15 protein-coding genes are annotated in these 22,105 nt (G+C 69.5%); 9 read left to right on the forward strand and 6 right to left on the reverse strand.

What is annotated here, in order from left to right; translation table 11 throughout:
* Nucleotides 1–50: 50 nt before the first annotated feature.
* Nucleotides 51–212: a hypothetical protein gene (locus HWX00_RS18390; protein ID WP_006476841.1), complete on the forward strand. Its 162-nt coding sequence runs from the start codon at nucleotides 51–53 to the stop codon at nucleotides 210–212.
* Here HWX00_RS18390 and HWX00_RS18395 read toward each other — a convergent pair.
* The 3 genes from HWX00_RS18395 to hrcA all read right to left on the reverse strand — a co-directional run bounded on the left by HWX00_RS18395 (nucleotide 184) and on the right by hrcA (nucleotide 2,897).
* Nucleotides 184–591 (reverse strand): RNA-binding S4 domain-containing protein, encoded by a 408-nt coding sequence (locus HWX00_RS18395; RefSeq protein WP_034187166.1) that lies wholly within the window; start codon nucleotides 589–591, stop codon nucleotides 184–186. The two genes, HWX00_RS18390 and HWX00_RS18395, sit on opposite strands and share 29 nt — an antisense overlap.
* A gap of 84 nt (nucleotides 592–675) precedes the next feature.
* The gene (gene hemH, locus HWX00_RS18400) at nucleotides 676–1,740 is read right to left on the reverse strand and encodes a ferrochelatase (protein ID WP_034187165.1); all 1,065 of its coding nucleotides are present in this window, start codon (nucleotides 1,738–1,740) and stop codon (nucleotides 676–678) included.
* 134 nt (nucleotides 1,741–1,874) lie between these two features.
* Nucleotides 1,875–2,897 (reverse strand): heat-inducible transcriptional repressor HrcA, encoded by a 1,023-nt coding sequence (hrcA, locus tag HWX00_RS18405; protein WP_034187164.1) that lies wholly within the window; start codon nucleotides 2,895–2,897, stop codon nucleotides 1,875–1,877.
* A 131-nt stretch (nucleotides 2,898–3,028) separates the two neighbouring features.
* Between hrcA and HWX00_RS18410 the strand changes: the two genes are divergently transcribed.
* Both HWX00_RS18410 and recN read left to right on the forward strand, forming a co-directional pair.
* Nucleotides 3,029–3,931, forward strand: coding sequence for an NAD kinase (locus tag HWX00_RS18410; RefSeq protein WP_034187163.1), 903 nt, complete (start codon nucleotides 3,029–3,031; stop codon nucleotides 3,929–3,931).
* A gap of 19 nt (nucleotides 3,932–3,950) precedes the next feature.
* Nucleotides 3,951–5,600 carry a DNA repair protein RecN gene (gene recN, locus HWX00_RS18415; RefSeq protein ID WP_175027629.1) on the forward strand — a complete coding sequence of 550 codons (1,650 nt, stop codon included), beginning with the start codon at nucleotides 3,951–3,953 and terminating at the stop codon, nucleotides 5,598–5,600.
* 92 nt (nucleotides 5,601–5,692) lie between these two features.
* On the opposite strand, the gene glnE is transcribed toward recN, so the two are convergent.
* The gene (glnE, locus tag HWX00_RS18420) at nucleotides 5,693–8,497 is read right to left on the reverse strand and encodes a bifunctional [glutamate--ammonia ligase]-adenylyl-L-tyrosine phosphorylase/[glutamate--ammonia-ligase] adenylyltransferase (RefSeq protein WP_175027630.1); all 2,805 of its coding nucleotides are present in this window, start codon (nucleotides 8,495–8,497) and stop codon (nucleotides 5,693–5,695) included.
* A gap of 230 nt (nucleotides 8,498–8,727) precedes the next feature.
* Between glnE and HWX00_RS18425 the strand changes: the two genes are divergently transcribed.
* The 4 genes from HWX00_RS18425 to aroG all read left to right on the forward strand — a co-directional run bounded on the left by HWX00_RS18425 (nucleotide 8,728) and on the right by aroG (nucleotide 16,832).
* Nucleotides 8,728–12,933, forward strand: coding sequence for a YhdP family phospholipid transporter (locus HWX00_RS18425; protein WP_059557325.1), 4,206 nt, complete (start codon nucleotides 8,728–8,730; stop codon nucleotides 12,931–12,933).
* Between the two features lie 48 nt (nucleotides 12,934–12,981).
* Complete coding sequence (locus tag HWX00_RS18430; RefSeq protein ID WP_049028365.1) at nucleotides 12,982–13,809, forward strand: carbon-nitrogen hydrolase family protein; 828 nt, start codon at nucleotides 12,982–12,984, stop codon at nucleotides 13,807–13,809.
* 85 nt (nucleotides 13,810–13,894) lie between these two features.
* Nucleotides 13,895–15,361 carry a metalloprotease TldD gene (gene tldD, locus HWX00_RS18435; RefSeq protein ID WP_175029311.1) on the forward strand — a complete coding sequence of 489 codons (1,467 nt, stop codon included), beginning with the start codon at nucleotides 13,895–13,897 and terminating at the stop codon, nucleotides 15,359–15,361.
* Between the two features lie 397 nt (nucleotides 15,362–15,758).
* Nucleotides 15,759–16,832 (forward strand): 3-deoxy-7-phosphoheptulonate synthase AroG, encoded by a 1,074-nt coding sequence (gene aroG / locus HWX00_RS18440; protein WP_034187157.1) that lies wholly within the window; start codon nucleotides 15,759–15,761, stop codon nucleotides 16,830–16,832.
* A 249-nt stretch (nucleotides 16,833–17,081) separates the two neighbouring features.
* On the opposite strand, the gene hmpA is transcribed toward aroG, so the two are convergent.
* Nucleotides 17,082–18,290, reverse strand: a complete 1,209-nt coding sequence (gene hmpA, locus HWX00_RS18445; protein WP_175029312.1) for an NO-inducible flavohemoprotein — start codon at nucleotides 18,288–18,290, stop codon at nucleotides 17,082–17,084.
* A gap of 95 nt (nucleotides 18,291–18,385) precedes the next feature.
* Nucleotides 18,386–18,937 carry a cob(I)yrinic acid a,c-diamide adenosyltransferase gene (locus tag HWX00_RS18450; RefSeq protein WP_175029313.1) on the reverse strand — a complete coding sequence of 184 codons (552 nt, stop codon included), beginning with the start codon at nucleotides 18,935–18,937 and terminating at the stop codon, nucleotides 18,386–18,388.
* 136 nt (nucleotides 18,938–19,073) lie between these two features.
* On the opposite strand from HWX00_RS18450, the gene HWX00_RS18455 reads away from it, so the two are divergent.
* Nucleotides 19,074–20,483, forward strand: a complete 1,410-nt coding sequence (locus tag HWX00_RS18455) for an FAD-binding oxidoreductase (protein ID WP_175029314.1) — start codon at nucleotides 19,074–19,076, stop codon at nucleotides 20,481–20,483.
* 41 nt (nucleotides 20,484–20,524) lie between these two features.
* On the forward strand, nucleotides 20,525–22,018 hold the full coding sequence (locus tag HWX00_RS18460; protein WP_034187153.1) for an FAD-linked oxidase C-terminal domain-containing protein: 1,494 nt from the start codon (nucleotides 20,525–20,527) through the stop codon (nucleotides 22,016–22,018).
* Nucleotides 22,019–22,105: the final 87 nt, after the last annotated feature.

Below are 22,105 nucleotides of genomic sequence, written 5' to 3' on the forward strand. Positions count from 1 at the left end.
GCCTTACACCACCTGGCGCCGTTTTCACCCTTGTGTTCGAGGGGAGTACCGTGAAACTGACCTTTGCGATATCGGTGGTCGCGCTGGTACTCATTGCCGGCACCACCACCATCTGCCTGTCGGGAGCCGTCACCGACCGCACGACCGAATACGGCAGCGCGCGGGCGACCTTCGACCAGATGTTCAGCTCCCACCAGAAAATCTGTCGATGATGCGCCGGTCGCGCTTCGTCGGCCGGCCGTGCAGTTCGGCCGCCGGCTCGCGATACGTGCGGCGCCGCTCCAGTTCGGCGAGCCGCGCGGCCCGCCCCGCTTCCGTTTCCTGGTAAAGCGTCTGCGCGACGCTCGCCGGCCCGCGCACGTCGCACACGCCCAGCACGGCAATGTGCCAGACGATGCCGTCGATCGCAATCTCGACCTCGTCGCCGACCCGCACGTCCTTCGCCGGCTTGACCGCCGCGCCGCCGATCTTCACGTGCCCCTTGTCGACCGCATCGGTCGCAAGCGAGCGCGTCTTGAAGAAGCGGGCCGCCCATAGCCATTTGTCGATGCGCAGCTTCGCGCCCGGATCCGTGGAAATCCTGTAATTCATGTCGGCCTCCGCCGGGCCGCCCCAGGGAGGCTCGCCGCCCCGTCGGGCGGCGGCGAACCAGGCGGGCGTGAGAGTCGTTTCATCTCAGTTCACCGTCTCGGGCTGCGCGGCCTTGACCGGCCAGCCCTGCAGATTCTCGGCGACGATCTCGCCGAGCGCGCCGATCCACGCGTGCGCGCCGTTCAGGCACGGAATGCGGTGGAACGTCTTGCCGCCGCCGGCGAGGAACTCGTCGCGCACTTCCATGCCGATCTCCTCGATCGTCTCCAGGCAATCGGCCGTGAAACCGGGACAGAACACGTCGGCCCGCCGCACGCCGGCCTCGCCGAACTCGCGCAGCGTCGGCGCCGTGTACGGCTGCAGCCATTCGGCCTTGCCGAAGCGCGACTGGAACGTGACGCGGCACTCGGTCGTCGACAGCCCGAGCGCGGCCATCAGCAACGCGCCCGTCTGCTGGCACTGGTCGTGATACGGGTCGCCGAGGTCGAGCGTGCGCTTCGGCACGCCGTGGAAACTCAGCACGAGCTTGTCGCCGGCCGCGAAGTCGGGCCGGCCGTGCTGTGCCCAGTACTGGCGCACCTGCTCGGCCAGCGCGTGGATATAGGCCGGATGGTCGGCGTAGTGCCGCACCGTGCGGACTTCCGGCTGGTTGCGCATGCGCGCGAGCGCGTCGAAGGCGGCATCGAACGCGGTGGCCGTGGTCGACGCCGAATATTGCGGATACATCGGCATCAGCAGCACGCGCTCGACGCCCGCGCGCTTGAACTGCGCAAGCGCGTGCGAAATGTTCGGGCTGCCGTAGCGCATCGCGTAGTCGACCATCACGTGATAACCGTTCGACGCGAGCAGGTGCCGCACGCTGTCGGTCTGGCGCTCCGTGTACACGCGCAGCGGCGAGCCTTCGGGCATCCAGACGGCCGCGTACTTCTTCGCGGAGGCGCGGCCGCGCAGCGGCAGGATCAGCGTGCGCAGCAGCACCTGCCAGACGGCCTGCGGAATCTCGACGACGCGCGGATCCGACAGGAATTCGGCCAGGTAGCGCCGCACGGCGCGCGGCGTGGGTGCGTCGGGCGTGCCGAGATTGATCAGCAGCACCCCGATGCGATGGGCAGCAGCGATGCTCGAAGGCGGCTCAAGATCGAAACGCATGGGCAAGAACGTGCTCGGGGCACGGGACCGGACGGCTCTCAATTATAGCGGGCCGCCCCTTGCCGTTCGGCCGACTGTCGGCGCGGGCGGCATGACGACATGATGACGGGGCGGGATCAGGTGCCGATTGCAGGCTATTGCTGGCTCAGCGTGAGCGACAGCAGGCGCGCGGTGATGTCGACGATCGGTATCACGCGGTTGTACGCCATCCGGGTCGGGCCGATCACGCCGAGCGTGCCGACGATCTTCCCGTTCACCTCGTAAGGCGCGGTGACGACGCTCATTTCCTCGATCGGCACGAGCGTCGATTCGCCGCCGATGAAGATCTGCACGCCCTGGGCGTGGCTCGACACGTCGAGCAGTTGCAGGAGGCCCGTCTTTTGGTCGAACACGTCGAACAGCTTGCGCAGCCGCGCCATGTCGGACGACAGATCCGCCACTTCGAGCAGGTTGCGCTCGCCGGAAATCAGCACGGTGTCCTCGGTGTCGGGCACCTCGGTACTGGCCGTCACGGCCGCGTGCATCAGCGTGGTCATGTCGCCGCGCAGCTGGTCGATCTCGTCGCGCAGGCGGCGGCGCACCTCGTCGAACGACAGGCCGGCGAAATGCGCGTTGATGTAGTTGGACGCCTCGGTCAGCTGCGACGGCGAATAGTCGCGCGGCGTCGCGAGCATGCGGTTCTGCACGTCGCCCTCGGGCGTGACGATGATCAGCAGGATGCGCTTGTCGGACAGGCGCATGAACTCGATCTGCTTGAATACGTGGCTGCGGCGCGGCGTCAGCACGACACCCGCGAACTGCGACAGGTTCGACAGCACGCTCGCGGCGGCCGCGACCACCCGCTGCTGCGGCTCGCCGGCCTGCAGCGTGTGCTGCACCTGCCGCGCGACGGCCTCGGCGTCGATCGGCGCCTCGACCGTCAGCATCGTGTCGACGAAGAGCCGATAGCCGCGCGGCGTCGGCACGCGGCCGGCCGACGTGTGCGGGCTCGACACGAGGCCGAGCTCCTCCAGGTCGGACATCACGTTGCGGATCGTCGCCGGGCTCAGCTCGAGCCCGGAGTAACGGGACAACGTGCGCGATCCGACTGGCTGACCGTCGGCGATATACCGTTCGATCAGGGTTTTCAGGAGGGTTCGTGCGCGAGGATCTAGCATGGTGGAAAATTTTAGCGCAACCGCGCGACCGCGGCGAGTGGCGTCGGCCACCATTGCGCGGGCCGGCCCGATCCGGCCCCGTCGGCGCACAGCCGGTTCTTTTCGTCAACGAGCTATGGTGTAATGCCGGCATGAAAACCGGTAATCAGTTCAATACTGTCGCGCTCGTCGGCCGGAGCAACACGCCCGGCATCGCCGAACCGCTCGCCACGCTGGCCGCCAGCATCGCGAAGCTCGGCTTCGAGGTCGTGTTCGAAGGTGACACCGCGCGCGAGATCGGCATCACCGGCTACCCGGCGCTCACCCCGGCCGAAATCGGGGCGCGTGCGGACGTGGCGGTCGTGCTCGGCGGCGACGGCACGATGCTCGGCATCGGCCGCCAGCTGGCGCCGTACCGGACACCGCTGATCGGGATCAACCACGGGCGGCTCGGCTTCATCACGGACATCGCGGCCGCCGACATGCACGCGCTCGTCCCGGTGCTGCTGTCCGGCAAGTTCGAGCGCGAGGAGCGCGCGCTGCTCGAGGCGCGGATCATGCGCGACGGCGAACCGATCTACCACGCGATCGCGTTCAACGACGTCGTCGTGAACCGCAGCGGCTTCTCCGGGATGGTCGAGCTGCGCGCGTCGGTCGACGGCCGATACATGTACAACCAGCGTTCCGACGGCCTGATCGTCGCGACGCCGACCGGCTCGACCGCCTACGCGCTGTCGTCGGCCGGCCCGATTCTGCATCCGCAGCTGGCCGGCGTCGTGCTCGTGCCGATCGCGCCGCACGCGCTGTCGAACCGGCCGATCGTGCTGCCCGACGACTCGAAAATCGCGATCCAGATCGTCGGCGGGCGCGACGTCAACGTGAACTTCGACATGCAGTCGTTCACGTCGCTCGAGCTGAACGACACGATCGAGGTGCGCCGCTCGAAGCACACGGTGCCGTTCCTGCACCCGATCGGCTACAGCTACTACGCGACGCTGCGCAAGAAGCTGCACTGGAACGAACACGCCTCGAACGAAGACGACAAGGCGTCCTGACGCCGCTCCGCCCGACACCATGCTCCGTCACCTCTCGATCCGCGACTTCGTCATCGTCGCCGCGCTCGATCTCGAATTCGACAGCGGCTTTTCCGTCTTTTCCGGCGAGACCGGCGCCGGGAAATCGATCCTGATCGACGCCCTTGCCCTCGCGCTCGGCGAACGCGCCGACGCGAGCGTCGTGCGCACCGGCTGCGGCCGCGCCGACATCACGGCCGAATTCACGCCGCACGACCGCGTCGCGCGCTGGCTCGACGAACACGCGTTCGACACCGAGGACACCGTGATGCTGCGCCGCGTGATCGACGCGAACGGCCGGTCCCGCGCGTTCATCAACGGCACCAGCGCGACGCTCGCGCAGCTGCGCGAACTCGGCGAAATGCTCGTCGACATCCACGGCCAGCATGCGCACCAGCTGCTGATGCGGCCCGACGCGCAGCGCGAGCTGTTCGACACGCACGCGGGGCTCGTCGCCGATGCGGCGAACGTCGCGCGCGCATGGCGCGTGTGGCGGGACGCGACACAGGCGATCGACGCCGCGAAGGCGCACGAGCGCGAACTGCAGCTCGAACGCGAAAAGCTCGCGTGGCAGCTCGCCGAACTCGACAAGCTCGCGCCGCAGCCCGGCGAGTGGGACGAAGTCAGCAACGAGCACAAGCGGCTGTCGCATTCGGCGAACCTGATCGAGGGTGTGCGCGGCGCGCTCAACGCGCTGTCCGAATCCGACGACGCGATGCTCGCGCAGCTCGGCGCGATCGTGTCGAAACTGCGCAGCCTGGCCGACTACGACACCGCGCTCGGCGACGCGCTCGCGTCGCTCGAACCGGCCGAGATCCAGCTGCAGGAAGCCGTCTATTCGCTGTCGCACTACGCGCAGCGCGTCGATCTCGATCCCGAGCGGCTCGCGCAGGTCGAGACGCGTCTCGATGCGCTGCACTCGACCGCCCGCAAGTTCCGGCTGCCGCCCGACACGCTGCACGAGGAACATGCGGCGCGCCGCGCGCAGCTCGCCGCGCTCGACGCGGCAGCCGATCTCGGCGCGCTCGTGGCCGCCCAGGCGAAGGCGCGCGAAGCCTATCTCGCCGACGCGCGGCACCTGTCCAAGGCGCGCGCGCAGACCGCGAAGGCGCTCGGCACGGCCGTCACGGCCGGCATGCAGGAGTTGTCGATGGCGGGCGGCAGCTTCGAAGTCGCGCTCGTGCCGCTCGCCGACGGCGGCCCGCACGGGCTCGAACAGGTCGAATTCCGCGTCGCCGGGCACCCGGGCGTGCCGCTGCGGCCGCTCGCGAAGGTCGCGTCGGGCGGCGAGCTCGCGCGCATCAGCCTCGCGCTCGCGGTCATCGCCAGCGCGGCGAGCCCGACGCCGACGCTGATCTTCGACGAAGTCGACACGGGGATCGGCGGCGGCGTCGCCGAAGTGGTCGGCCGTCTGCTGCACCAGCTCGGGCGCGACCGCCAGGTGCTGTGCGTGACGCACCTGCCGCAGGTCGCCGCGCGCGGCGACCATCACTTCCAGGTCGCGAAGGGCGCCGACGATCGCGGCGGCACCGTGTCGACGGTCGTCGCGCTCGACCGCGCCAGCCGGATCGAGGAAGTCGCGCGGATGCTCGGCGGGCTCGAGATCACGGCCACGACGCGCAAGCACGCGAAGGAAATGCTGGCGGCCTGACACGGCCGTCGGCCTGCGCCGCTCCAGCCCGGCGCGCTCGCGATACGCGGCGGACGGTACGCGCGTCGAAACCGCGCCCGCCCTGCCTTCGTTCAAACGCCCGTTTCAACCGCACCGAACACGCGCACCCACAGCGCCGTCACGGCCGCCCGCTCGTCCGCCACCACGGCCGGATCGACGCGCGCCTTCTCCATCCCGTCGAGCCGCAGCTTGTGCTGCAGCTTCCGGTACTTGCGGTACGCGGCGCCGACGCGCTCGGCCTCGTCCTCGCCCATCAGCCCGAAGCGCGCGACCTCGCGCAGCAGCGCGATGTTGCCGGTATTGCGGATCAGCTCGGCGTCGCTCGACGCGTGCAGCAGCACCCAGTACTGGACGATGAACTCGATGTCGACCATCCCGCCGCGATCGTGCTTCAGGTCGAACAGCTCGGTCTGGTTCGGATGGCCGGCAAACACCTTCTCGCGCATGTCGACGATCTCCTTCGCGAGCACGCCGCCGTCGCGCGGCGTGGTCAGCACCTGCTGGCGGATCGCCTCGAAAGCCTCGCCGATCCGCGCATCGCCCGCGCTGTAGCGGGCACGCGTCAGCGCCTGGTGCTCCCACACCCATGCCGTGTTCGCGGCGTCGCCCTCGCGCAACTGGTAGCGGCGGAACGCATCGAGATCGGTGACGAGCAGCCCGGCCTCGCCGTTCGGCCGCAGGCGCAGGTCGATGTCGAACAGCGCGCCGGCACCGGTCGCGGTCGTGAGCCACGTGATCAGGCGCCGCGTGAAGGTCGTGTAGACATCCGCCGAGCGCTCGTCGGGGTCGTCGTACAGGAAGATCAGGTCGAGATCGGACGCGTAGCCGAGCTCCTTGCCGCCCAGCTTGCCGTACGCGATCACCGCGAATTTCGGCACATCGCGATGGCGTTTCGCGAGCTGCGACCAGACGACTTCGATCGTCACGTCGAGCACCGCGTCGGCCAGCTCGGACAGCCGGTCGCTCACATGCTCGACCGACAGTTGCCCGGCCAGGTCGATCAGCAGGATCCGGAACACCTCGGCGTGCTGCGCATGGCGCAGCAGGTCCATCTGCTGCTCGGGGCCGTCGGCCGCCGCGAGGCGCGCGCGCAGCGCGTCCTTGAACGCGGGCCAGTCGAACGGGCTCGCGATCACCTCGTCGTCGAGCAGTTCATCCAGCAATTGCGGGTGGCGGATCAGGTAGCCGCCGCCCCAGCGCGTCGCGCCGAGCACCGACAGCACGCGATCGAGCGCGGCCGGATATTCGGTCAGCAGCGCAAGATAAACGCCGCGCCGGCTGACCGTCTCGAGCAGGTCGAACAGGCGCACGATCGTGTCGTCGCGCCGCGCGGCATCGATCGTCGGCGCGGCGTCGAGCGCCCGCTGCGCGACGCGGTCGAAGCGCTGCCGGCTCTTTTCGGGCAGGCCCATGTAGCGCGTCGATTGCCAGATCGCACGCAGCCGCGCGAGCACGGCGGCCGGATCGGCGAAGCCGAGGCCGTCGAGGCGCGCGACCAGCGCGTCGTCCTCGCCGTCGTCGCCCAGCGCGCCGCTCCAGATCCATGCAGCGGCCGTGTCGTCACCCGCCGCGCAAGGGCCGCCGCCCTTCACCTTGTCCGCGAAGATCTGGTCGAACTGCGCCTCGACGAAGTTCCGGTGCTCGTCCAGCACCGTCATCAGCGCCGCGTAGTCGGCAAAGCCGAGCGAGGCGGCCAGCGCCGCGCGTTCGTCGGACTCGACCGGCATCGCATGCGTCTGCGCGTCGTTGCGGTACTGCAGCCGGTGCTCGAGCGTGCGCAGGAAATTGTAAGCATCGGTCAGGCGGGCGCGCACGTCCTCGCCGATCAGCCCGCGCGCCTGCGCATGACGCAGCACCGCGAGCGTCGGCCGCACGCGGAATTCCGCATCCTGGCCGCCGCGGATCAGCTGGAACACCTGCGCGCTGAACTCGATCTCGCGGATCCCGCCGCGCCCGAGCTTGACGTCGTCGGCCTTGTCGGGCCGCATCGACGCGCGGCGCGCGGCTTCCTGCCGGATCTGCTGGTGCAGCGAACGGATCGCACCGATCACGCCGAAATCCAGATAGCGGCGGTACACGAACGGCTTGACGAGCGACTCGAGCTGCGCGGCGAGCCGCTGCGCCGCGTCGCTGGCGCCTTCCGACACGAGCCGCCCCTTGATCCATGCGTAGCGCTCCCACTCGCGCCCCTGCACGTAGAAATATTCCTCGAGCATCCCGAGGCTGCACACGAGCGGCCCCGAATCGCCGTTCGGGCGCAGCCGCATGTCGACGCGAAACACGTAGCCGTCGGCCGTGACCTCGGACAGCACGCCGATCAGGCGCCGGCCGAGCCGCGTGAAGTATTCCTGCGTGGACAGCGGCGAACGCGTGCCGCCCGTCGTCTCGCCGTCGTCCTCGTAGACGAAGATCAGGTCGATGTCCGACGACACGTTCAGCTCGCGGCCGCCCAGCTTGCCCATCCCGACCACGCCGAGCACGACGCGCTGGCCGTCGGCGCCGCGCGGCTCGCCGTACAGCACCTCGAGTTCGGCCGACAGCAGCGCGAGCGAGCGCTGCACGGCCACTTCGGCGAGATCGGTCATCGCGCCCGTCACCTCGGCGACGTCGGCCAGCCCGCGCAGGTCGCGCTCCGCGACCGCGCCGAACGCCTCGGCGCGCAGTTGCCGCAGCGCGCGCTTCAGTTGCTCCTCGGTCGGCGCGGCCGTGCCGGCCGGCGTCGCGAGCAATTCGGTGAGGCGTGCATCGAGTTGCACGCGGCCGAGCGGCGCGGCCGCCCACGCGGCAACCTGCTCGGCGAGCGCGGGCCGTGCGGCGGCCGCGCGGGCAAGGTAGCGGGAATAGGACGTGCTGATCAGGGCGGAAGCGTCGGTCATCGAGAAGCGGGCCTGGCGGAACGGCCGGCCGGCGCGGGCCGGCGTGTGCGCGCCCCGCTGCCGGCCGGCCTCGTGAACTCGGCGCGGCCTCGCGGGACGCTCGCGCGTCCGCCGCGGCACCGCGCGCCGGAAAGCCCGTGCCGCGCTGCCGCAACGGCCGCCGGCACGAACCCGTGTGATACATTTCAACGTCAGTCTGCAAAACTACCATATCGCCGCCCGTCCGCCGCATGTCCGACCGTCAGGAATCCGCCGTAGCTGCGCCCGAAGCGGGACCTCCGAAGCACGATCATCCGGTCCTGCGTCGCGTATTCAGGGTGACGCTGGCAGTCGGGATCGGCACCTACTTCGTCGCGTCCGGCGCCTTCCTCGGGCTGCGCTACGTCCTGCTGCCCCGCATCGACGAATTCCGCCCGCGCATCGAGCGCGCGGTGTCCGACAAGCTCCACGCGCAGCTTTCGATCGGCAGGCTTTCCCCGAACTGGTCCGGCATGCAGCCGGGCGTCGAACTCACGAACCTGACGATCCGCGGCCGCGACGGCAAGGTCGCGCTGTCGGTGCCGCACGCGACGGCCGCGCTGTCGTGGATGTCGCTGCTGCGGCTGTCGCCCGCGCTGTCGAGCCTGATCGTCGACCAGCCCGACCTCGTCGTCGCGCGCGCGGCCGACGGTTCGCTGAGCGTCGCGGGCGTCGGCGTGGCAACCACCCACGGCGGCAGCGACACGTTCGGCACGTGGCTGCTGAAGCAGGAAGCGATCGTGCTGCGCGGCGGCACGCTGCGCTGGCGCGACGCCCAGCACGACGCGCCGGAGCTCGTGCTGTCCGGCATCCGGCTCGCGGTGCTCAACAGCGGCCGCGTGCACAAGGCCGCGCTGCAGGCGCCCGCGAACGGCACGCTGCTGCTCGGTCCGCTCGATTTCCGCGCGCGCTTCAGACACAAGCCGCTCGCGCCGATCGGCAAGCCGTCGAACTGGACCGGCGACGCGTACCTGTCGACGGGCCCCGTCGACCTGCAGACGCTGACGCGCTACCTCGACGTGCCGCTGACGATTCACGCGGGCCGGATCGACAATGCGATCTGGGCGACCTTCGGCGACGGCCACCTGCGCGCCGCGGGCGGCGACCTGCAGGGCGCCGACGTCGCGCTGCGGGTGCGCCCGACGCAGCCGCGGCTCGACGTGCCGACGGTCGGCTTCGGCTGGGACATGGTGCTCGACGCCGGTCACGACTACACGCTGCACCTGACGCGCTTCAACGCGGAGCTCGGCCAGCCGCCGCTGCCGGACGGCACGCCGCTCGCCCGTTCGCTCGCGCTGTCGACGCTGACGGCGCGCTACCGCGTGCCGACCGCGACGCAGGGCCAGCTGATCAGCGTCGTGGGCGACCGCGTCGATCTCGGCATCCTCAGCGAGTTCATCCGCGGGCTGCCGCTGCCGGCGCGCCTGCGCAACGAGCTGATCAAGATCGACCCGCGCGGGATGGTGTCGAACTATCACATCGAGGTCGAGCGCGCGAAACCCGCGCGGCCCGACCTCGCCGACGAAGAGCGGCGCATGGGCGCCGCGCCGATCGTCCGCTACCGCTTCCTCGGCGATCTGCAGGGCATCAGCTTCGCGGCCCAGGAGCCGCCGCCCGGACTCTCGCCGCGCGGCCACCCGCGCGCCGGCTGGCCGGGTATCGAGAACCTGTGGGGCCGCGTCGACGCGAACGAAACGGGCGGCAACGCGCATTTCGACACGGTCCAAGCGGCCGTCACCGTGCCCGGCGAATTCGACGAGCCGCGCCTGACGTTCGACCGGCTGCGCGGCAACGCAAAATGGACGATCACGCCCGCGCCCGGCGAGAAACACGCGCGCGTCGACGTATCGCTGCCCGACCTGCTCGTGTCGAACCCCGATGCCGAAATCGCGGTGTCGGGCTCGTACTCGAACCCCGGCCACGGCCGCGGCACGCTCGACCTGCGCGCCGATTTCGCGCGCGCGTCGGTGGCGCGCATTCCGCGCTACCTGCCGACCGGGATGTCCGAGCACCTGCGCGACTATCTTGGCCACGCGCTGCAGGACGGCAAGGTAACCAAGGGCGCGTCGATCGTCGCGCGCGGCCCGCTCGAGAAATTCCCGTTCGAGCACGAGCCGGACGCCGGCGTGTTCCATATCGTCGCGCCGTTCACCGGCGGGCGCTTCGAGCCGACGCCCTACCCGCCGCGCAAGCTCGCGAACGGCACGCCGAGCGTCTGGCCCGCGCTCGACGGAATCGACGGCGTGTTCGAGCTCAAGCAGAACAAGCTGCGCTTCGACATCGACCGCGCGCACTACAAGCGCGTCGCGCTGACGAAGGTCGCGGGCCGCATCGACGATCTCGGCAATCCGTCACACTCGCCGCTGATCATCGACGGCCATGCGCAGGGCCCGCTCGCCGACCTGATCGATTACGCGGACAACAGCTCGCTCGGCACGATGAGCGGCCATATCGGCCAGCGGATCGACGCGCAGGGGCCGGCATCGCTCGGGCTCAAGATCACGATTCCGCAGCACGTCGCGCATCCGCATACGCACGTCGAAGGCGCGCTCGCGTTCGGCGGCAACACGCTGTCGACCAGCGGCGTGCCGCCGCTGTCGGCGCTGCGCGGCAGCGTCCGCTTCACCGAGGCCGGCGCGTCGCTGCACGGCCTGTCGGGGCGGTTCCTCGGCGGCCCGGTGCGCGCGAACGGCAACTTCCGGTCGCACGGCCCGTACACGGTGGACGTCGACGGCCGCCTCGCGCTCGACGCCGCACGCGGCCTGAACCTGCACGGCGCGGCCGCCGCGCTGCTCGAGCACGTGGTCGGCGACGCGCCGTACAAGGTCGCCGTGCGCGGCGCGCCGGGCCGCCTGCCCGACATCCACGCGCAATCCGACCTGACCGGCGTGGCGCTGAATTTCCCCGCGCCGTTCGCGAAGCCGGCCGGCACGCCGATGCCGTTCAGCTTCACGCTGCAGCCGGCGCCGCAGGCGGACGGCAAGCGCCTCGAACATGCCGACCTGACGCTCGGCCCGGTGTCCGCGACCTACCTGCTCGACGCGACGCGCGGCCAGCCGCTGCGCGCGGTGCGCGGCGCGATGGGCATCCACCGGATGCCCGACATGCCGCAGGACGGCGTGAGCGCGGCCGTCGACGTCGGCGAACTGGACGCCGACGCGTGGCTCGCGCTCGCCCACACGCTGCAGCCCGACACGCCGCGCGCACCGGAGCCGCAGGGCGCGCCGCGCGTCGATTTCGCAAGCTTCGCGCCGAAGCGCTTCGCGCTCCACTTCGGCACGCTGAAACTGCTCAAGCGCAACTGGGAAAACGTGATCGTCGGCGCGTCGCACGTCGACGATCTCTGGCAGGCGAACATCGCGTCGAACCAGGTATCGGGCTACCTGTCGTGGGCGCCGGGCGGCGGCCACAACGGCGCGGGCGTGCTGAATGCGCGCCTCGCGAAGCTCGTGGTGCCGCAGAGTTCGCAGCACGACCTCGTCGGCCGCGCGATGAACCTGCCGACGCCGACCGACCGCCCGATGCCGTCGATCGACCTGATCGTCGACCAGGTCGTCGCGCGCGACCACGACATCGGCCGTCTCGTCGTCAACGCGCGCAACATCGACGAAGACGGCACGCCCGTGTGGCAGCTCGACAAGCTGGAGCTGTCGAACCCGGCCGCGAAGCTCACGGCGACCGGCAACTGGCGCACGTCGCGCCGCGCGCTCGCCCGCGGCGCCGACGAAAGCGAAGCGCCGCGCCGCAGCGTGTTCGATTTCAAGCTCGCCATCGACGACGCCGGCGCGCTGCTCGATCGCGTCGGCCTGCCGCGCACGCTCGAGCGCGGCCACGGCACGGTGACGGGCAAGGTCGGCTGGCGCGGCGGTCCGACCGCGGTCGACTTCCCGACGTTCGGCGGCCAGGTCGCGCTCGATCTCGAACACGGCCAGATCCTGAAGGTCGATCCGGGCGCGGCCAAACTGCTCGGCGTGCTGAGCCTGCAGAGCCTCGCACGCTTCCTGACGCTGAACTTCCGCGACGTCATCGGCAAGGGCCTGCCGTTCGACAAGATCACCGGCACGAGCCGGATCTCGAACGGGATCGCGCGCACCGACGATTTCTCGATGATGACGGGGCCCGCCAACGTCACCGTACGCGGCGCGGTCGATCTCGGTACCGAGACGCAGGACCTCCATGCGCACGTCGCGCCGAAAATCAGCGCGGGTGCGGCCGCGATCGGGGCGGCCGTCATCAACCCGCTGCTCGGCGTCGGCGTGCTGGCCGCGAACTACGCGCTGTCGGAGACGCTGTCGCGCGCATTCGCGCTCGACTACGCGATCACCGGCTCGTGGGCGCACCCGCACATCGAGCGGGTGCGGGGCGATCAGGGTAAGATGAATCACGGTCCGGCCGATCCGGCGCATCCGGGTCAGTGAGCCGATGGCGCCGGGCCGCACCCCATTTATGACGCAACCGATCCCGCGATGACCGACCACACCCGTTCCGCCACACCCTTCCGGGTCGCCGCGCTGCAGATGGTGAGCACGCCGGACGTCACACGCAATCTCGCCGAAGCGGGCCGCCTGATCGCGGAAGCCGCCGGCGAAGGCGCGCAGCTCGTATTGCTGCCCGAATATTTCTGCTTCATGGGCCACCGCGACACCGACAAGCTCGCGCTCGCCGAACCGTACCGGGACGGCCCGATCCAGCGCTTCCTCGCGGACGCCGCGCGCCGCCACGGCATCTGGGTGATCGGCGGCACGCTGCCGCTGAAGGCGCCCGAGCCCGATCACGTGCTGAACACGACGCTCGTATTCGATCCGTCCGGCAGCGAAGCCGCGCGCTACGACAAGATCCACCTGTTCAACTTCGAGAAAGGCGACGAATCGTTCGACGAGGCCCGCACGATCCGCGCGGGCGACACGGTCGTCGCGTTCGACGCGCCGTTCGGGCGGGTCGGCCTGTCGGTCTGTTACGATCTTCGCTTTCCGGAGCTGTATCGCCGGATGGGCGACTGCGCGCTGATCGTCGTTCCGTCGGCGTTTACGTATACGACGGGCCGCGCGCACTGGGAAACGCTGCTGCGCGCGCGGGCCGTCGAGAACCAGTGCTACGTGCTCGCGGCCGCGCAGGGCGGCAAGCACGAGAACGGCCGGCGCACCTGGGGCCACAGCATGCTGATCGATCCGTGGGGCGAAATCGTCGCGGTCAGCGATGTCGGCGCCAGCGTCGTGCCCGGCACGATCGATCCGCAACGTATTGCCGAGGTGCGCCAGAGCCTGCCCGCATGGCGGCACCGCGTACTGACCTGAATCCGCCGCGCCGCTTGAAACGCCGCGCGGCCCACCCATCTGCCCAGCAGCACCCGACAACTTTTTGAGAACCCCCGATATCCGCATGAACATCATCGAACCCGGCATCCGCAACCTCGCGCTGGCGAAGGACATCCTGCTCACGCCGTACGGCCTCGACGAAAGCCTGCTCACGCGCACGATCGCCGACATCTTCACGCATCGCGTCGACTACGCGGACCTGTACTTCCAGGCGACCCGCAGCGAAGCGTGGAGCCTCGAGGAAGGCATCGTCAAATCGGGCAGCTTCAGCATCGACCAGGGCGTCGGCGTGCGCGCGGTCGCGGGCGACCGCACCGCGTTCGCGTACTCGGACGACCTGTCGCCGGAGGCGATCGCGCAAGCCGCTGCCGCCACCAAGGCGATCGCGGCAGCCGGCGGCAGCCGCCAGAAGATCAAGGCGGCCAGCTCGCTGAAGGGCATCTCGGGCCGCGACCTGTACCTGCCGTCCGATCCGCTCGCGTCGCTCGACGCGACGGCCAAGGTCAAGCTGCTCGAGCGCATCGAGCAGATGGCGCGCGGGCGCGACCCGCGCGTCACGCAGGTGATGGCCGGCCTCGCCGGCGAATACGACGTCGTGCTGGTCGCACGCAGCGACGGCGCGCTCGCCGCCGACATCCGCCCGCTCGTGCGCGTGTCGGTCACGGTGATCGCCGAGCAGAACGGCCGCCGCGAAATCGGCTCCGGCGGCGGCGGCGGCCGCTTCGACTACGGCTACTTCACCGACGAAGTCCTGTCGCGCTACGTCGACGACGCCGTGCATGCGGCGCTCGTCAACCTCGACGCGCGCCCCGCGCCGGCCGGCGCGATGACGGTCGTGCTCGGGCCGGGCTGGCCGGGCGTGCTGCTGCACGAAGCGATCGGCCACGGCCTCGAAGGCGACTTCAACCGCAAGGGCTCGTCCGCATTCGCCGGCCGGATCGGCGAGCAGGTCGCGGCCAAGGGCGTGACGGTGGTCGACGACGGCACGCTGCCGAACCGCCGCGGCTCGCTGAACATCGACGACGAAGGCAACCCGACGCAGTGCACGACGCTGATCGAGGACGGCGTCCTGAAGGGCTACATCCAGGACACGCTGAACGCACGCCTGATGAAGATGCCGGTCACGGGCAACGCGCGGCGCGAATCGTACGCGGCGCTGCCGATGCCGCGCATGACGAACACGTACATGCTGAACGGCGACAAGGATCCGCAGGAAATCATCGCGTCGATGAAGAACGGCCTGTACGCGGTGAACTTCGGCGGCGGCCAGGTCGACATCACGAACGGCAAGTTCGTGTTCTCGGCGTCCGAGGCGTACATGATCGAAAACGGCAAGATCACCTACCCGGTGAAGGGCGCGACGCTGATCGGCAGCGGCCCCGAATCGCTGAAGTACGTGAGCATGATCGGCAACGACATGTCGCTCGACACGGGCGTCGGCGTGTGCGGCAAGGAAGGCCAGAGCGTGCCGGTCGGCGTCGGCCAGCCGACCCTGCGGATCGACAAGATGACGGTCGGCGGTACGGCATAACCGCATCGCGGCGCAGACAATCCGCGCATTTCGGGTGAAACGCGCGGATTGTCCGCATTTTTGACCGCTGCCGGTTGCCAGCCGCCCGGCGACGCGGTATAAATTCCGAATCAACTTTTTTGACGAACCCCATTCCCGTCATGTCCGCCAAGTTTTACTTTTACTTTTTTTGGTATCTCAGACCGCTGGCGGATCGAGAGGGTTGATGGCGCGTAAAGCGCAACCGAAATTCCCGAAAAAACCGCCGGCGAACCCGGCGGTTTTTTTTCGCCCTTCGCCACCCGGTCGCCGCCGCAGCGGTCCCGCGGCCCCCGACCGAAATCACTGAATCGCTTGAATTGATGAATCCGCCGCACGCCCACTGATCGAACGGCGCCCGGAACCTAGGAGAAACAGCATGCCCCCGCACAATACCGACGACGTCCGCATTCGCGAACTCAAGGAACTGACGCCGCCCGCCCACCTGATCCGCGAATTCGCGTGCTCCGAAGCCGCGTCCGAGCTGATCTACAACTCGCGCCAGTCGATGCACCGCATCCTGCACGGGATGGACGACCGGCTGATCGTCGTCATCGGGCCGTGCTCGATCCATGACACGAAGGCGGCGATCGAATACGCGGGCCGGCTCGTGAAGGAGCGCGAGCGCTTCAAGGGCGAACTGGAAGTCGTGATGCGCGTGTACTTCGAGAAGCCGCGCACGACGGTCGGCTGGAAGGGGCTCATCAACGATCCGCACCTCGACAACAGCTTCAAGATCAACGAAGGGCTGCGCACCGCGCGCGAGCTGCTGCTGCAGATCAACGAGATGGGGCTGCCGGCCGCGACCGAATACCTCGACATGATCAGCCCGCAGTACATCGCCGACCTGATCTCGTGGGGCGCGATCGGCGCGCGCACGACCGAGTCGCAGGTGCACCGCGAGCTCGCGTCGGGGCTGTCGTGCCCGGTCGGCTTCAAGAACGGCACCGACGGCAACGTGAAGATCGCGGTCGACGCGATCAAGGCCGCGTCGCAGCCGCACCATTTCCTGTCGGTGACGAAGGGCGGCCACTCGGCGATCGTGTCGACAGCCGGCAACGAGGACTGCCACGTGATCCTGCGCGGCGGCAAGACGCCGAACTACGACGCGGACAGCGTGAACGCCGCCTGCGCGGACATCGGCAAGGCCGGCCTCGCCGCACGCCTGATGATCGACGCGAGCCACGCGAACAGCTCGAAGAAGCACGAGAACCAGATCCCCGTCTGCGCGGACATCGGCCGCCAGATCGCGGCCGGCGACGCGCGCATCGTCGGGGTGATGATCGAGTCGCACCTCGTCGAGGGCCGGCAGGACCTGAAGGAAGGCTGCGCACTGACCTACGGCCAGAGCATCACCGACGCGTGCATCGCGTGGGACGACAGCGTGAAGGTACTCGAAGGCCTCGCGGAATCGGTCAAGGCACGCCGCGTCGCGCGCGGCAGCGGCAACTGACGGACGCGAACCGGCTGGCCGTATGGCCCGCCCGGCGACGGCATTGCCGGATTGTCCGGACCATGCCGATGCGTTCGACCGCGTGACCGTCGCGCAAGCCCGAAGGCATGCGACCGGTCAGCGCCGATGCCGAAGTGTGGCGCGGTCACGCGAGGCCGAAGCGCCACGCACGACGCCGTGCCCGCCCCCCCAATCAAAGCCCGGCTCACGCCGGGCTTTTTCATGAAGCGCAGGTCTCGCGCGCGGGCCTCACTCGAGCGCGCCCGACCCGAAGATCTCGGTATGGATGCGTTCCGGCGCGACGCCGAGCGCGATCAGCGCATCGCGTTGCGCCTGCATGAATGCGATCGGGCCGCAAACGTAGTAGTCGGCATCCGGCACCAGCGCGTATTGCTGCACGCGCTCCGGCGTCAAGCGCCCTTCGAGGTCGTGATCGACCCCGGCCCGGTCTTGCAGGCCAACCCGTTCGTACAGCACCGTGCGCTTGACGTTCGCGTGCGTGCGCACCGTCTCGTTCAGCCAGTCGCGGAACGCGTGCACCGCGCCCGAGCGGCACGCGTGGACGAACCGCACTTCACGCGGGCTGCGTTCCTCGACCAGCGTCGACGCCATCGACACCATCGGCGTCAGGCCGACGCCGCCGGAGATCAGCACGACCGGCGTCGCGACGCCGCGCTTCAGCGAAAATTCGCCCATCGGCGCGGTCACCTCGACGATCGCGCCCTCTTCCACGCCGTCGTGCATCAGCGTCGACACCTTGCCGGCCGGGATCGCTTCCGGCCGGCCGGCCTCGCGCTTCACCGAGATGCGCAGCCACTTGCCGTGCGGCGCGTCGGACAGGCTGTACTGGCGCGGCTGATCGACACCGAGTTCGCCGACGAAACGCTTCACCGTGACGTACTGGCCCGGCTCAAAGGCCGGCGCCGCGCCGCCGTCGGCGGGCATCAGGTGGAACGACGTGATCTCGTCGCTCTCGCGCACCTTGCGCGCGACCTTGAACGGGCGGAAGCCGCTCCACGCGGCACCCGCATACAGATCGGCCTCGGCGCCGATCAGGATCCGCGCGAGCTGGCCGTACGCGACGCGCCACGCCTCGAGCGTCTCGGCGTCGACCGCGTCGCCGAGTACCTCGACGATCGACGCGAGCAGGTTCTCGCCGACGATCGGGTAATGCTCGGGGCGGATGTTCAGGCTTGCGTGCTTGTGCGCGATGTGCGACACCGCGCCGCCCAGCGCACCGAGATTGTCGATGTTCGCGGCGTACGCATAAACGGCCTTCGCGAGCGTTTCCGGCTGGCTGCCGGTCTTCTGGTGCGTCTGGTTGAACAGGTTCTTCAGTTCCGGATGGCGCGCGAACATGCGCTGGTAGAAGTGCTTCGTGATCGTCGCGCCGTGAACGGCGAGGACAGGAGCAGTGGCCTTCACGCGAGCCATCTGGTCAGCGGTGATGTGGGTCATGTTCGTTCTCCGTTAAACATGCACACACAATACATCTTTAAAAATACACGCTCCCTCTGGCAAATTGTCGCAGTGCGCAACAACCCGACCGCGCGTCAGCGGACGCGCCCGCGCTCCCACAGCACGTCCGTCCCGCCGCCGGCGCGGTTCAGCACGCGCGCCAGCACGAACAGCAGGTCGGACAGCCGGTTCACGTAGCGCCGCGGCGCATCGTTGAGCGTGTCGTGGCGGCCGAGCGCGACGATCGAGCGCTCGGCACGGCGGCACACCGTCCGGCACACGTGCGCGAGCGACGCCGCGCGCGAACCGGCCGGCAGGATGAATTCCTTCAGCGGCGGCAGCGTCGCGTTGTAGTCGGCGAGCCACTGGTCGAGGCGCGCGAGATGCGTGTCGTCGAGCACCGCGTGGCCGGGAATGCACAGCTCGCCGCCGAGATCGAACAGGTCGTGCTGGATCGTGACGAGCGCCGTGCGCACGTCGTCCGGCAGCGTCTCGGCGAGCAGCACGCCGAGGTTCGAATTCAGTTCGTCGACGTCGCCGATCGCCGCGATCCGCGCGTCGTCCTTGCCGATGCGCCGTCCGTCGCCGAGACGGGTGGTGCCGTCGTCGCCGGTGCGCGTGGCGATCTTGCTCAAGCGGTTGCCCATGCGAATGTCCTCTCGTACGCGGCCGTGATGCGGCCCGGTTGGCTGGAACGCGATTATCGCAGCCCGCGGCGGCAGGCGCAGCGGGTGTTACGGCGTAGAATGGGCCGAAAGTTCGACAAGCCGTCAGGAGACGTTCGTGAATCACCCTGCCCCGCCGGCCGCCGCGCGCCGCCCGCTGCCCCCCGCCATGCTCGATGCGCTGCGCGCCGCCTTCGGCGAGCGCGTGTCAACCGCCGACGCGGTTCGCGCGCACCACGGCCGCGACGAATCGCCGTTCGATCCGCAACTGCCCGACGCCGTCGTGTTCGCGCACAGTCCCGACGACGTGCGCAAAGTCGTGTCGCTGTGCGCGCTGCACAGCGTGCCGCTGATCCCGTACGGCGCCGGCTCGTCGCTCGAGGGCCACCTGCTCGCGGTGCGCGGCGGCGTGTCGCTCGACCTGTCGGAAATGAACCGCGTGCTGTCGATCAACGCCGAAGACCTGACCGTGACGGTCGAGCCGGGCATCACGCGCAAGGCGCTCAACGACGCGCTGCGCGACACCGGCCTGTTCTTCCCGATCGATCCCGGCGCCGACGCCAGCATCGGCGGAATGACCGCGACCCGCGCATCGGGCACCAACGCCGTACGCTACGGCACGATGCGCGAGAACGTGCTCGGCCTGACCGCGGTGCTCGCCGACGGCCGCGTGGTGAAAACCGGCTCGCGCGCGCGCAAGTCGTCGGCCGGCTACGACCTCACGCGCCTGTTCGTCGGCTCCGAAGGCACGCTCGGCGTGATCACCGAGATCACGCTGCGCCTGCACCCGCTGCCGGAAGCCGTATCGGCCGCGATCTGCACGTTCCCGACGATGGGCGACGCGGTGCGCACCGTGATCGAGACGATCCAGATCGGCGTGCCGATCGCGCGCGTCGAATTCGTCGATGCGCTCGCCGTGCGCTCGATCAACCGCCATTCGAACCTGACGCTCACCGAAGCGCCGACGCTGTTCTTCGAATTCCACGGCACCGAGGCCGGCGTGAAGGAGCAGGCCGAACTCGTGCAGGCGCTCGCCGGCCAGAACCACGGCCAGGGCTTCGAATGGGCGACACGCCCCGAAGACCGCAGCCGGCTCTGGGCCGCGCGCCACAACGCGTACTTCGCGATGCTGCAGCTGAAGCCGGGCTGCCGCGCGGTGACGACCGACGTGTGCGTGCCGATCTCGCAGCTCGCCGCGTGCGTCGAGGAAACCGAAGTCGACCTGCGCGCGTCGTCGCTGCCCTGCCCGATCGTCGGCCACGTCGGCGACGGCAATTTCCACGTCGCGATCCTGATCGATCCCGACAAGCCCGAGGAGCTCGCCGAAGCCGAACACATCAACGACCGGATCGTCGAGCGCGCGCTGCGCCTCGGCGGCACCTGTACGGGCGAGCACGGCGTCGGGCTGCACAAGATGCGTTTCCTGCCGAAGGAGCACGGCGACAACGCGATCGACACGATGCGCGCGATCAAGCTCGCGCTCGACCCGCGCAACCTGATGAATCCGGGCAAGATTTTCACGTGCTGACACGGCGGCGCGACCGCGCGCCGCCCGCTGCAGGAGACCTCATGAACGCCCCCGTCGAACTGTCGAGCGCTGCCCGCGCGCAGCGCCAGCGCGAAGTCGTGCAGGCGCTGATGGCCGTGCTGCCGACGCACTGCCTGCTGTATCGCGACGAAGACACCGCACCGTACGAATGCGACGGCCTGTCCGCGTACCGCCGCCTGCCGCTCGCGGTCGCGCTGCCGGAAACGGAATCGCAGGTCCAGCGGATCGTGCAGATCTGCCGCCGCATGGAAGTGCCGATCGTGCCGCGCGGCGCCGGCACGAGCCTGTCGGGCGGCGCGCTGCCGATCGCGCTCGGCGTCGTGCTGTCGCTCGCGCGCTTCACGCGCATCGTCGAAGTCGATCCGTACGCGCGCACGGCGACCGTGCAGCCCGGCGTGCGCAACCTCGCGATCTCGGAAGCCGCCGCGCCGTACGGCCTGTATTACGCACCCGACCCGTCGTCGCAGATCGCGTGCACGATCGGCGGCAACGTCGCGGAAAACTCGGGCGGCGTCCACTGCCTGAAATACGGGCTGACCGTGCACAACGTGATGCGCGTGCGCGCGGTGACGATCGACGGCGAAATCGTCGAATTCGGCTCGCTCGCGCTCGACATGCCGGGTCTCGACCTGCTCGCCGTGATGATCGGCAGCGAGGGGATGTTCGCAATCGTCACCGAGGTGACGGTGCGCCTGATTCCGAAACCGCAGACCGCGCAGCTCGTGATGGCGAGCTTCGACGACGTCGTCAAGGGCGGCGAGGCCGTCGCGGCGATCATCGCGTCGGGCATCATCCCGGCCGGGCTCGAGATGATGGACAAGCCGGCCACGCAGGCCGTCGAGGCGTTCACGCACGCGGGCTACGACCTCGACGCGAAGGCGATCCTGCTGTGCGAATCGGACGGCACGCCGGAGGAAGTCGCCGAGGAGATCGTGCGGATGACGGCCGTGCTGCGCGAACACGGCGCGACGCGCATCCAGGTGTCGCGCAACGAACAGGAGCGGCTGCGCTACTGGTCAGGCCGCAAGAATGCGTTTCCGGCCGCCGGCCGCATTTCCGCGGATTATTACTGCATGGACGGCACCGTGCCGCGCCGTGCGATCGGCCCGCTGCTCGCGCGCATCGAACAGCTCGAAACGCGCTACGGGCTGCGCTGCATCAACGTGTTCCATGCGGGCGACGGCAACATGCATCCGCTGATCCTGTACAACGCGAACGATCCGGACGAGCTGCACCGCGCCGAGCAGTTCGGCGCGGAAATCCTCGAATGCTGCGTGGAATTCGGCGGCAGCGTGACGGGCGAGCACGGCGTCGGCATCGAGAAGCTCAATTCGATGTGCGTGCAGTTCTCGCCGCAGGAGCGCGACGCGTTCTTCGCGGTCAAGCGCGCATTCGATCCGGCCGGCCTGCTGAACCCGGACAAGGGCATCCCGACCCGCGCGCGCTGCGCCGAGTACGGCCGCCAGCACGTGCGCGGCGGGCTGTTGCCGCACCCCGACCTGCCACGCTTCTGAGCGGCGCGCGCGGGTCGCGGCCCGTGCCCGCGGCCCGGCCGCGGCGGCCGGCCGTGCCCGCGCGGCCCGTTCGCGCAGCGACGCGGG

This window comes from Burkholderia seminalis DSM 23518 (assembly GCF_902832885.1).
GTDB classification, from domain to species: Bacteria; Pseudomonadota; Gammaproteobacteria; order Burkholderiales; family Burkholderiaceae; genus Burkholderia; species Burkholderia seminalis.